The organism is Parasphingopyxis sp., from assembly GCF_052168275.1.
Classification (GTDB): domain Bacteria; phylum Pseudomonadota; class Alphaproteobacteria; order Sphingomonadales; family Sphingomonadaceae; genus Parasphingopyxis.
Genome location: NZ_JBQLZM010000155.1, coordinates 1 through 10,887 on the forward strand (window position 1 = coordinate 1; position 10,887 = coordinate 10,887).

The 10,887-nt window shown below is 63.7% G+C and carries 12 protein-coding genes; 4 read left to right on the top strand and 8 right to left on the bottom strand.

Features of this window, described 5'->3' with window-relative positions; translation table 11 throughout:
- Positions 1-892, bottom strand: an 892-nt coding sequence (locus tag ACTS1X_RS14440) for an aspartate carbamoyltransferase catalytic subunit (RefSeq protein WP_442615109.1), incomplete at its 3' end; no start/stop codon positions are given.
- Positions 893-1,011: 119 nt separating this feature from the next.
- Here ACTS1X_RS14440 and ACTS1X_RS14445 point away from each other — a divergent pair.
- Positions 1,012-1,872, top strand: coding sequence for a hypothetical protein (locus ACTS1X_RS14445; RefSeq protein WP_442615110.1), 861 nt, complete (start codon positions 1,012-1,014; stop codon positions 1,870-1,872).
- Here the strand turns inward: ACTS1X_RS14445 and ruvX are convergent.
- Together ruvX and ACTS1X_RS14455 are read right to left on the bottom strand one after the other, a co-directional pair.
- Positions 1,861-2,331 (bottom strand): Holliday junction resolvase RuvX, encoded by a 471-nt coding sequence (ruvX, locus tag ACTS1X_RS14450; RefSeq protein ID WP_442615111.1) that lies wholly within the window; start codon positions 2,329-2,331, stop codon positions 1,861-1,863. The two genes, ACTS1X_RS14445 and ruvX, sit on opposite strands and share 12 nt — an antisense overlap.
- Positions 2,332-2,488: 157 nt before the next feature.
- Positions 2,489-3,649: a DUF3089 domain-containing protein gene (locus ACTS1X_RS14455; protein ID WP_442615112.1), complete on the bottom strand. Its 1,161-nt coding sequence runs from the start codon at positions 3,647-3,649 to the stop codon at positions 2,489-2,491.
- Positions 3,650-3,772: 123 nt separating this feature from the next.
- Between ACTS1X_RS14455 and gatC the strand changes: the two genes are divergently transcribed.
- From gatC to gatB, 3 genes are all read left to right on the top strand, one after another.
- Positions 3,773-4,060 carry an Asp-tRNA(Asn)/Glu-tRNA(Gln) amidotransferase subunit GatC gene (gene gatC / locus ACTS1X_RS14460; RefSeq protein ID WP_442615113.1) on the top strand — a complete coding sequence of 96 codons (288 nt, stop codon included), beginning with the start codon at positions 3,773-3,775 and terminating at the stop codon, positions 4,058-4,060.
- 103 nt (positions 4,061-4,163) lie between these two features.
- Entirely contained in the window at positions 4,164-5,645 is a 1,482-nt protein-coding gene (gatA, locus tag ACTS1X_RS14465; RefSeq protein WP_442615114.1) for an Asp-tRNA(Asn)/Glu-tRNA(Gln) amidotransferase subunit GatA, read from the top strand.
- A gap of 115 nt (positions 5,646-5,760) precedes the next feature.
- A complete protein-coding gene (gatB, locus tag ACTS1X_RS14470) occupies positions 5,761-7,257 on the top strand; it encodes an Asp-tRNA(Asn)/Glu-tRNA(Gln) amidotransferase subunit GatB (RefSeq protein WP_442615115.1) in 1,497 nt (498 codons plus the stop codon).
- A 119-nt stretch (positions 7,258-7,376) separates the two neighbouring features.
- On the opposite strand, the gene ACTS1X_RS14475 is transcribed toward gatB, so the two are convergent.
- The 5 genes from ACTS1X_RS14475 to ACTS1X_RS14495 form a co-directional block, all read right to left on the bottom strand.
- Positions 7,377-8,147 (bottom strand): phosphoadenylyl-sulfate reductase, encoded by a 771-nt coding sequence (locus ACTS1X_RS14475; RefSeq protein WP_442615116.1) that lies wholly within the window; start codon positions 8,145-8,147, stop codon positions 7,377-7,379.
- Positions 8,137-8,565 carry a DUF934 domain-containing protein gene (locus ACTS1X_RS14480; RefSeq protein WP_442615117.1) on the bottom strand — a complete coding sequence of 143 codons (429 nt, stop codon included), beginning with the start codon at positions 8,563-8,565 and terminating at the stop codon, positions 8,137-8,139. Before ACTS1X_RS14480 ends, ACTS1X_RS14475 begins: the two co-directional genes overlap by 11 nt.
- Positions 8,558-10,192 (bottom strand): nitrite/sulfite reductase, encoded by a 1,635-nt coding sequence (locus ACTS1X_RS14485; protein ID WP_442615118.1) that lies wholly within the window; start codon positions 10,190-10,192, stop codon positions 8,558-8,560. The genes ACTS1X_RS14480 and ACTS1X_RS14485 overlap by 8 nt, the downstream gene beginning before the upstream one ends.
- Before the next feature lies 1 nt (position 10,193).
- Entirely contained in the window at positions 10,194-10,490 is a 297-nt protein-coding gene (locus ACTS1X_RS14490; RefSeq protein ID WP_442615119.1) for a DUF2849 domain-containing protein, read from the bottom strand.
- Positions 10,487-10,887, bottom strand: a 401-nt coding sequence (locus tag ACTS1X_RS14495; RefSeq protein WP_442615120.1) for a uroporphyrinogen-III C-methyltransferase, incomplete at its 5' end; no start/stop codon positions are given. The genes ACTS1X_RS14490 and ACTS1X_RS14495, both read right to left, overlap by 4 nt.

The window sequence follows — 10,887 nt, forward strand, 5'->3', positions numbered from 1 at the left end:
AGCGTTCGAGATCGTCGGCGATGTCGCTGGCGATCTCGATCCCGCGGTTCATCGGCCCCGGATGCATGACGAGCGCGTCGGGCGCGGCCCTTTCGAGCCGGTCGCGGGTCAGGCCGTACAGCGCGAAATATTCGCGCGGGGAGGGGATGAAGCCGCCCGCCATCCGCTCGTTCTGGAGGCGCAGCATCATCACGACGTCGGCGCCCGCCAGCCCGGCGTCGAAATCGGTAAAGGGCGTCACGCCGAGCCGCTCGATCGCGGGCGGCATCAGGGTGGGCGGCGCGACGACATTGACCTCGGCGCCGAGCGCGGTCAGCGCGAGGATGTTGGAGCGGGCGACGCGGCTGTGCAGGATATCGCCGCAGATCGCGACGCGCAGTTTTGCGAACGCCCCGCGCCGCCGCCGGATGGTCAGCGCGTCGAGCAGCGCCTGCGTGGGATGCTCGTGCCAGCCGTCCCCGGCGTTGAGCACCGGGCAATCCACCTTGTCGGCGATCAGCTGGACCGCGCCCGAGGCCTGGTGCCGGATCACGATCACGTCCGCGCGCATCGCGTTGAGCGTCACCGCCGTGTCGATCAGCGTCTCGCCTTTCTTCACGCTCGATTGCGCGGCATGCATGTTGACGACGTCCGCGCCGAGCCGCTTGCCCGCAATCTCGAACGACAGCAGCGTGCGCGTCGATGCCTCGAAAAAGGCGTTCATCTGCGTCAGGCCCGCGAGCCGGTCGTCATGCTTGGAGGATTGGCGGTTGAGGTCCACCCATTGCTCGGCTTCGTCGAGCAGGAAGGTGATCTCCCAGGGCTGGAGCCCGAAAATACCGGTGAGATGCCTGTGCGGAAACGGATGCGCGCCTTCGGGTGTGGCCGCAGCGGTGGGAATCGCGTTTTGCATTAAAGGGGCCTCTTAGACTCGGGAACAGGAAGGGGCAATATGGGGCGTCATTCACTTGATACGATTTTGGCAGAGGATTAACGCCCTTCAGGCCCTGAAAAGTTATTTTGAGTTTTGTTATGGCAAATAAATTTGAAGGTAGCGATGTCTCTGAAGAAACTCTGAAGTGGCTGAATGATCGACATCGGAACGGTAACTGGATTGAGATCGCGCCCAAAGAAGATATCCCATCGGACATTGTCGGCTGGGATCGGACAATTCTTCATATGTTTCAAATATCGTTTGGACCAGAAATCGCGCGTCGACGCGAAGCGGGCCAAATCGACGATGATTTCTCTTTGTTCGCTGCTCAGATGATTCAGACTGGTGAAACCGTAAAAGAGGTCAGGCTCAATGAAGAGGTCAACGGTGTCACTGTAATAAAGGCTAATCGACCAGTGAATAAGGGTGAACAGGTATATCTATCTGACCTTCAAGAGCTTGTGAGTTTTGATTTAGTAGAGTCCGAGCTCGACTATGGACACTTCACGATTTTCTGGACAGGAAAAGGTTGGTCAGGAGCCTTTGATTTTCGAACTGGTCGAGCGCGCTCCGTTCAGCTTGTAAATTCGGCTAGACAGTTTTTCGAAGCTGCAAAATCTTCTGCAGAAAATGAATTACCTCGCCCTAGCGTCGATAATCTTTTTAGCGCGTGTGAGCTGATCGCTAAAGCAGAATTGATCCTTGATCCTATCCATAAAACCAAAATCGAAAGTCATGGAGGAGTACACACTGGTATTAATCTTCGACGCAAGCAGGGAAATACAGATTCAGAATTTGTATCATTATTCAATAAGTTAGCAAATCAACGTCGACCCGCACGATACGATGCGAGCGCGGATTCACAAGCTCCGACGCGTGATGATTTTCAAATTGTTGAGCGGCACATAGCTATGATCGAAAAAAGTGTTGTCCAACGCAATAACGATTCAGATATTTAACCCCACCAACCCATCAATCGCCCCCTGCAGGATAAACCCTGCCGCCGCCGCATCGACGCGCTCCGCCCGTTTCTTCCGCGTCACATCCGCCTCGATCATCGCGCGCTCCACTGCCTGCGTCGACCAGCGTTCGTCCCAGAGGAGGATCGGCAGGCCGAGCGCCTGGTCGAGATTGCGGGCGAAGGCGCGGGTGGACTGGGTTTGCGGGCTGTCGGTGCCGTCGAGATTGAGGGGCAGGCCGATGACGAGGCCGGCGACCTGCTGTTCGGCGAAGATCGTCTTCAGCCGTTCGAGGTCCTGGGAAAATTTGCGGCGCTTCACCGTCTCGGCCGCGCTCGCGAAGGTCCATTCGGAGTCGCACAGCGCCACGCCGATCGTCTTGCTGCCGACATCGAGCCCGGCCAGCCGCCCGCCATCGGGAAGGGCGGCGCGGAACTCGGCGGGGGCGGTGGCGATCATCAGGCGATTCCTCCACCGGCATTTGTGGCATTTGATCGGTAGTCGTCGTCATTGCGGGCGCAGCGAAGCAATCCAGAGCTGCAAGCGAGCCGTCTGCGGCTCTGGATTGCTTCGCCGCCTTCGGCGCCTCGCAATGACGGTTCCAGATGAGAGTGAATCACCGCCGCGCCTCCGCGAAAGCCGCCACGCGCCGCTCCACATCCGCGCGCAGGTTGCTCCAGAAGAGCAGGAAGTCGAAGACGTGATAATTGTTGCCGGGGAGGACGTAGCGGCCGAATTCCCCGGGCGGCTGGCCGACCAGCAGCAGCCCCCGCTCGTCGCAGCGCGCGGAGACGAGGCCGGGCGCGAGGCGCGCATCGTTCATCGCGTCATTGGGAACGATCGCGCCGAGATTGGCGTCGGCCGTGGCCGCGTCGCCGTCCGCGCGGCCGGTCAGCGGATTGACGCAGAGCATCGCCGTGTCGCGGCGCGGCGCGCCGGTATAGCCGGTGCTCTCGTCATAGATGCGGGTGATCTGGTGCGGATCGGCTGGCTCGGCGAAGCTCTGGAACGCCACGATGCAGCCGCTCGAACTCGCCCGCTCGCAGGCCGGCAGGGGCAGGGCCGGCAGGTCGGCCTCGACCGAGATCGGCCACCCGATCAGATAGGCCGCCGCGATCCGGTCGGCGAGCGGCGTGCCCGCGATCCGCTCGTGGAGCAGGGTCGTCAGGTGCAGGCCGCCCTGGCTGTGCCCGGCGATGACGAACGGCTGCTCTTCGCCGATCTCCGACAGGAAATAGTCGAACGCGGCTTCCACGTCCTGATAGGCGAAGCGCAGCGCGACCTCGGCATTGCGGTGGCTGGTCAGGAAGGCGCCGACCACGGCCTGGCGATAGAGCGGCGCCCAGATATCGCCGATCCGGTTGAAGACGCTCGCCTGGCTGGCGGCGAAAAGCTGCTGGCGTTCGAGTGCGGCCGGGCTCCGGATCGGCGCGTTCCAGCGGTCGCGGTCGAGATAGGTGGTCGGCAGGACGTAGAAGACCGGGATGCGGCTGCCATCGGCCTGCGCGGCGTCTCCGGTCGCGATCTCGTCGGCGTCGTAATCGACATAGCCCTCGGGCAGCCAGTCGCTCGGCGGGTTCTCGATATCGGGCCGGGCCAGCCACATCGCGCGGTTGGCATAGGCGCTGTCCTCCACCTCTTCGAGCATCTCGATCGTGTCGCCGGGCACCAGCGCCATCTCGAGCAGCTCGTCCTGGAACAGCGTCCAGGCGATTCCGGCGAGCAGGACCAGCACGATGACGATTGCGATCAGATAGAGGAAGATTCGGGCGGCCATGACGGACTCTCAACTGGTATCGCGCGCGCCATAGGGCAAGCGGTCCGAAAGGCCAACGCCGGGGCGCCGCCCATGCGTTATACGCGCTTGCGGGAAAGACGGGGCGATGCTAGCCGCGCGGCCATGTCCGTCGATACCGAAACCGTGCTCCGCATCGCGAGCCTCGCCCGCATCGCGATGAGCGAAGAGGAGGCCGAGCGCCTCAAGCCCGAACTCAACAATATCCTCGGCTGGGTCGAGCAGCTGGGCGAAGTCGACACGTCCGGCGTCGAGCCGCTGGCGGTCGTGATCGAGAACCATACCCGGATGCGTGAGGACGTGGTGACCGACGGCGACAAGCGCGACGCCATCCTCGCCAACGCGCCGCTCGCCGAACACGGCTTTTTCGCCGTACCGAAGGTGATCGAATAGTGGTGTATCCTCGCTCCGAAACCGTTAGCCCTGAGCTTGTCGAAGGGCGATCTTCGGCGGAGAGCCGTGCTTCGACAGGCTCAGCACTAACGGGTATTTTCGCATGACCGGCATCACCGACCTGGGCGTCGCGGAAATCCGCGACGGTTTCCGCGCCGGCGAATTCTCCGCGCGCGAGGTGGCCGAGGCGTTCAACGAGGCGGTCGCCGGCGCGGAGGCGCTCAACTGCTTCATCGTGACGACGCCGGAAAAGGCGCTCGAAGCCGCCGAAGCCGCCGACGCGGCGCTGGCGGCGGGCGAGGCCGGGCCGCTGTCCGGCGTGCCGCTCGGCATCAAGGACCTGTTCTGCACCGACGGCGTCCAGTCGACTGCGGCGAGCCATATCCTCGAAGGGTTCGTCCCGCCCTATGAATCGACGGTTTCGGGCAACCTGCTCGGCGCCGGCGCGGGGATGCTCGGCAAGCTCAACATGGACCAGTTTGCGATGGGCTCGTCCAACGAAACCAGCTATTTCGGCAACGTGATCTCGCCCTGGCGGCGCAACGACGGCGGCAACACGCCGATATCGCCGGGCGGCTCGTCGGGCGGCACGTCCTCGGCGATCGCCGCGCATATCGTGCCCGCCGCGACCGGTACCGATACCGGCGGCTCGATCCGCCAGCCCGCCGCCTTTACCGGCATTTGCGGGATGAAGCCGACCTATGGCCGCTGTTCGCGCTACGGGATGGTGGCCTTTGCAAGTTCGCTCGACCAGGCCGGGCCGATGGCGCGCAGCGTCAAGGATTGCGCGATCCTGCTCGAGGCGATGGCCGGACACGATCCCAAGGACGCGACCTCGCTCGACGTGCCGGTGCCCAATTGGGAAGCCGGCCTCAGCAGCGACCTCAAGGGCAAGACGATCGGCATCCCGGAGGAATATCGGGTGGACGACATGCCCGAAGAGATCGACGCGCTGTGGAAACAGGGCGTCGAGTGGCTGCGCGACGCGGGCGCCGAGATCGTCGACGTCTCGCTGCCGCACACCAAATACGCGCTGCCTGCCTATTATATCATCGCGCCCGCCGAGGCCTCGGCCAATCTCGCGCGCTATGACGGCGTGCGCTACGGCCTGCGCGAGCTGCCCGAGGGCGCGAACCTGCAGGACATGTACGCCGCGACGCGCGCCGCCGGGTTCGGCGACGAGGTGAAGCGGCGGATCATGATCGGCACCTACGTCCTGAGCGCCGGTTTCTACGACGCCTATTACACGCAGGCGGCGAAGGTGCGGACGCTGATCGCGCAGGACTTCGACAACGCCTGGGACAGCTGCGATTACCTGCTGACCCCGACCGCGCCGTCCGCCGCCTTCGGGCTCGGCGATCTCAGCGACGATCCGATCGCCATGTATCTGAACGACGTGTTCACCGTGCCGAGCTCGCTGGCCGGGCTGCCCGCCATCGCCGTGCCGGGCGGACTGGACAAGCAGGGCCTGCCGCTCGGGCTGCAGGTCATCGGCAAGGCGCTCGACGAGCAGGGTGTGATGAATGCCGGGCTGGCGCTCGAAGAACGCGCGGGCTTTACGCACCGCGCGGAGAAATGGTGGTGAGCGGAATTTTCCCAACGCCGTTTGCCCTGAGCTTGTCGAAGGGCTGTCCTTTACTTCTCATCGGTCCAAGGAAAGGGCAGGGCTTCGACAAGCTCAGCCCTAACGGAACATTCTCATGAGCAAATACCGCATCAACGGCGCAACCGGCGAATGGGAGGTCGTGATCGGCCTCGAGGTCCATGCGCAGATCACGTCCCACGCCAAGCTGTTTTCGGGCGCGTCGACCGAGTTCGGCAAGGAACCCAATTGCAACGTGTCGCTCGTCGATGCGGCGATGCCGGGGATGTTGCCGGTCGTGAACGGCGAGTGCATCCGCCAGGCGGTGCGGACGGGGCTGGCGCTCAATGCGCAGATCAACCGCTGGTCGCGCTTCGACCGGAAGAATTATTTCTACGCGGACCTGCCGCAGGGCTACCAGATTTCGCAGCTGTTCCACCCGATCGTCGGCGAGGGCGAGATCGAGGTTTCGCTCGACGAGAAGGATCCCGAGGGCACGGTCAAGACGATCGGCATCGAGCGCATCCATGTCGAGCAGGATGCGGGCAAGCTGATGCACGACCAGCATCCGACGATGAGCTATGTCGATCTCAACCGTTCGGGGGTCGCGCTGATGGAAATCGTCTCGCGCCCGGACATGCGATCGCCCGCCGAAGCAGGCGCTTATGTGCGGAAATTGAGATCGATTCTCCGCTATGTCGGCTCATGCGACGGCAATATGGAGCAGGGCTCGATGCGCGCCGACGTGAACGTCTCTGTCCGCAAGCCCGGCGAGGAGTTCGGCACCCGGACCGAGACGAAAAACGTCAATTCGATCCGCTTCATCCAGCAGGTCGTCGAGACCGAGGCGCGCCGCCAGGTCGACCTGATCGAGGATGGCGGCGAGGTCGTGCAGGAAACGCGGCTGTTCGATCCGGACAAGGGCGAGACGCGGTCGATGCGCTCCAAGGAAGACGCGCATGATTACCGCTATTTCCCGGACCCCGACCTGCTGCCGATCGAGCTTTCGGAGGAATTCGTCGCCGAGGCCCGCGCGAGCCTGCCCGAACTGCCCGACGCCAAGCGCCATCGCTACGAGACGGAACTGGAGCTTTCCGCCTACAACGCCGCCGTGCTGACCGCCGAGGCGGAAACCGCGCGCTGGTTCGAGGCGCTGCTCGCCGAAAGCGCGAAAAAGCAGGGCAAGCCGGAAGCCGATGTCGCCAAGGCCGCGTCGAACTGGCTGATTTCCGACCTGTTCGGCGGGCTCAACAAGGCGGGGGTCTCGCTCGACGATTCGCCGATCAGCCCCGCCCAGGGCGCCGAACTGCTCGCGCTCGTCGCCGACGGTACGCTCTCCGGCCCGCTCGCCAAGCAGGTGTTCGAGATCATGTTCGAGACCGGCGACGATCCGGAAAAGATCGTCGAGGAGAAGGGCTTGAAGCAGACGTCCGACACGGGCGCGATTGAAAAGGTGATCGCCGAGGTGCTCGAGGCCAATGCCGACAAGGTCGAGGAATATCGCGGCGGCAAGGACAAGCTGTTCGGCTTTTTCGTCGGCCAGACGATGAAGGCGATGGGCGGCAAGGCCAATCCGCAGGTCGTCAACGATCTGCTGCGGAAGGCGCTGGGCTGATATCCTCGTCATGCTGAACTTGTTTCAGCATCCACTTTTCATCACGTAATGGTGGTGTTTGTGGAGCAGTGGGCCCTGAAACAAGTTCAGGGTGACGATTTTCACTAAAAACGCAGACGCTAGAATACCGGCTGGTTGGCGGGATCGTCCGGGTCGACCGGCGTATGGATACCGCATTCGGTCTTGTCCCAGCCGCGCCAGCGGCCCGCGCGCGGGTCTTCGCCGGGCTTGACCTTGCTGGTGCAGGGCGCGCAGCCGACCGAGAGATAGCCTTCGGCTTCCAGCGGGTGGCGCGGCAGGTCGTGTTCCTCGAAATAGGCGTCGAGATCGTCCTTCACCCAGTCGCCGAGCGGATTGAGCTTGAGGCGGCCATCCTCGACCTCGAACCGGGCGATGTTTTCCCGCGTGACCGACTGGAACGCCTTGCGGCCCGAAATCCAGGCGTCGAGCCCGTCCTTGGCGCGGGCCAGCGGCTCGACCTTGCGGATCGCGCAGCAGCCGTCCGGATCGTAGGACCAGCGCAGCTCGTTCTCGTCCTTTTCGGCCAGCACCTTCGGATCGGGGGTCACGACGGACGCATTCCGGATGCCGAACGCCGCGATCAGGGTTTCGCGATACTCGAGCGTTTCGGGAAACATCTTCAGCGTGTCGACGAAGATGACCGGGATCGCGGGATCGGCCTTGGCGACAAGATGCAGCAGCACCGCGCTTTCGGTGCCGAAGGAGGAGACGACCGCGATCTCGCCGAGCTCGTCTTCCGCGAACAGCGCGCGCAGCATCGTCTGCGCGTCGACGCCTTCGAACCGCGCGTTGAGCGCATCGGCATCGGCCTGCGTATAGCGCGGGCGGGCGTCGATCATGTCGAGGGTGCGGGCGGCGTTACTGGCCATGTCGTCTGCTCCAGATTGGTCTGCGGTCATCGGCTGCCTCCTGGTACACGTTGTTCCAGCGCGAAAGCGCGGTTTCCGCATCTGCGGGGTCGAGTGGTTTTTCGGGTGCGAAACTGTCGAATCCGCATCGCCGCATGAACGCAAGCTGATCGACGAGTACGTCGCCCTGGGCGCGCAGCTCGCCGGTATAGCCATGCTCGCGCAGGATGCGCGCGGCGGAGTAGCCGCGTCCGTCGCCGAATGCCGAAAAGCCGATCTCGATCAGGGCGAGCCGGTCGAGATAGGGGATGAGCTGGCGCGCGTCCTCGCCGTCCTCGAGCCGCACCGCGGTCGCGTTGGACTGGTCGAGAAAGCCGTCGAGCGTCACGGCCGGCTCTTCGTGCGGCTCGTCGTCGCGGAAACGCAGAACGTCATCCATACAGCGCCTCCTTGAACGGCTCCATGCCGACCCGGCGATAGGTGTCGACGAAGCGTTCTCCCTCCTCGCGTGCCTCGACGTAAACATCGGTGACCTTCTCGATCGCATCGACGATCCCGTCCTCGTCGAAGCCGGGGCCGGTAATCTTGGCGAGGCTCACATCCTCCGCGCCCGATCCGCCGAGCAGCAGCTGGTAATTCTCCACGCCTTTCCGGTCGACGCCGAGAATGCCGATATGGCCGGCGTGATGATGGCCGCACGCGTTGATGCAGCCCGAAATCTTGAGCTTGAGCTCGCCCAGTTCCTTCTGCCGGTCGATATCGGCGAAGCGCTTGGCGATCTTCTGCGCCACCGGAATCGAGCGGGCGTTGGCGAGACTGCAATAGTCGAGCCCCGGGCAGGCGATGATATCGCTGATCAGGTCGAGATTGGGGCTGGCGAGATCGGCTTCGACGAGTGTCTGCCAGACCGCGTACAGGTCCTGCTTGCGCACATGCGGCAACACGATGTTCTGCGAATGCGTCACCCGGCATTCGTCGAAGCTGTACCGCTCTGCGAGATCGGCCATCACGTCCATCTGCGCCGAACTCGCATCGCCCGGAATGCCGCCGACCGGCTTCAGGCTGATCGTCGCGATCGCATAGCCGGGCTGTTTGTGTTCGCGGACATTCTGGTCAACCCAAACCGCGAAATCGGGATCGGAGCGGTCGATCTCGTCGCCGAGCCCGGTCTCGAAAGCGGGGTCCTCGAAATGCGCGAGGATGCGTTCCAGCTCGGCGGCTGGGGCATCGATATTCTGGCCCCGGAGGTGTTCGAATTCGGCCTCGACTTCCTCGATGAACTTCTCGGCGCTCATTTCGTGGACGAGGATCTTGATCCGCGCCTTGTACTTGTTGTCGCGGCGCCCGTAGCGATTGTAGACGCGCATGATCGCCTCGGCATAGCTGACCAGCTCGCCGATCGGCACGAAATCGCGGATCAGCGGTGCGATCATCGGAGTCCGGCCCATGCCGCCGCCCGCATAATAGCGCGCGCCGATCTCGCCCGCGTCATTCTTCACGATCTGGATGCCGATATCGTGGAGGCGCATCGCGGCGCGGTCCTCGTCGGAGGCGATCACCGCGAATTTGAACTTGCGCGGCAGGAACGAGAATTCCGGATGGAAGCTCGACCATTGGCGCAGCAGTTCGGCATAGGGACGGGGATCGGCGACCTCGTCCGCCGCCGCGCCGGCAAACTGGTCCGAACTGATGTTGCGGATGCAGTTGCCGCTGGTCTGGATCGCATGCATCTCGACCGAGGCGAGATCGGCGAGCAGGTCCGGCGTCTCTTCGAGCTTGATCCAGTTGTACTGGATGTTCTGCCGGGTCGTGAAATGCCCGTAATCGCGGTCGTACTTGAGCGCGATATGGGCGAGCATCCGCATTTGCTGCGAGCTCAGCGTGCCATAGGGAATCGCGACGCGCAGCATATAGGCGTGCAGCTGGAGATAGAGGCCGTTCATCAGCCGGAGCGGCTTGAACTGGTCCTCGGTCAGCTTGCCGGCGAGGCGGCGTTCGACCTGGTCGCGAAACTCCGCGACGCGCGTGTCGACCATCTCCTGGTCGTAGGAATCATATTTGTACATGTCAGATTACCCAGTTTCCGGCGGCCGGATCCGGCGGCGCGATCTTGAGGTCGGGACGGACGGTGGGGCCGGTCGCGCGGACCTTTTCCTTGATATGGACGGGTAGGATGCCGTTGTCCGTGCGTTCGGCATCGACCAGATAGCAATCGTTCACGGTGCGCTTCGCGATCTCGCGCGCCATCACGTCCGGCGCATTGTCATGCAGTTCGGCCGCGTCGGACACGTGACGGGACCAGTCATAGCCGGTCCACCAGACGACATCGCCGGTCTTGAGGTCGTTGCCGGTCAGGATCTTCATGCCAGATTCTCCGCATTTTCGGCGAGCGCGACCAGCCGGTCCTCGGCCAGCGACCGGTCGACCACGTCGCCGACGATGATGACGGCCGGGCTCGCGACCTTCTCGCGCTTCACCAGCCCGCCGAGATCGGCCAGCAGGCTCCGCATCGCCCGGGCGCCGGGCAGCGTCGCGCGTTCGACGATCGCCACCGGCATGTGCGGCGACACGCCGTCGGCGATCAGCTTGTCGGCGATGTCCGCCGCGGTCGCGACGCCCATGTAGATGACCAGCGTCCGGCCGGTGCCGGCGAGGCCCGACCAGTTCTGGTCCGACAGGCCCTTGCACTGGCCCGCCACGAAAGTGACCGCACTCGACGCCTCGCGGTGGGTGAGGGGGAGCACGGCCTCCGCGGCAGCGC

Excerpts from the sequence above, each read along its gene's own strand:
- gatA (WP_442615114.1), top strand. The coding sequence starts at position 4,164 with ATGACCGGCATCACCGACCTGGGCGTCGCGGAAATCCGCGACGGTTTC.
- gatC (WP_442615113.1), top strand. The coding sequence starts at position 3,773 with ATGTCCGTCGATACCGAAACCGTGCTCCGCATCGCGAGCCTCGCCCGC.
- ACTS1X_RS14475 (WP_442615116.1), bottom strand. The coding sequence starts at position 8,147 with ATGGCCAGTAACGCCGCCCGCACCCTCGACATGATCGACGCCCGCCCG.
- ACTS1X_RS14485 (WP_442615118.1), bottom strand. The coding sequence starts at position 10,192 with ATGTACAAATATGATTCCTACGACCAGGAGATGGTCGACACGCGCGTC.
- ACTS1X_RS14480 (WP_442615117.1), bottom strand. The coding sequence starts at position 8,565 with ATGGATGACGTTCTGCGTTTCCGCGACGACGAGCCGCACGAAGAGCCG.
- ACTS1X_RS14455 (WP_442615112.1), bottom strand. The coding sequence starts at position 3,649 with ATGGCCGCCCGAATCTTCCTCTATCTGATCGCAATCGTCATCGTGCTG.
- gatB (WP_442615115.1), top strand. The coding sequence starts at position 5,761 with ATGAGCAAATACCGCATCAACGGCGCAACCGGCGAATGGGAGGTCGTG.
- ACTS1X_RS14445 (WP_442615110.1), top strand. The coding sequence starts at position 1,012 with ATGGCAAATAAATTTGAAGGTAGCGATGTCTCTGAAGAAACTCTGAAG.
- ruvX (WP_442615111.1), bottom strand. The coding sequence starts at position 2,331 with ATGATCGCCACCGCCCCCGCCGAGTTCCGCGCCGCCCTTCCCGATGGC.
- ACTS1X_RS14490 (WP_442615119.1), bottom strand. The coding sequence starts at position 10,490 with ATGAAGATCCTGACCGGCAACGACCTCAAGACCGGCGATGTCGTCTGG.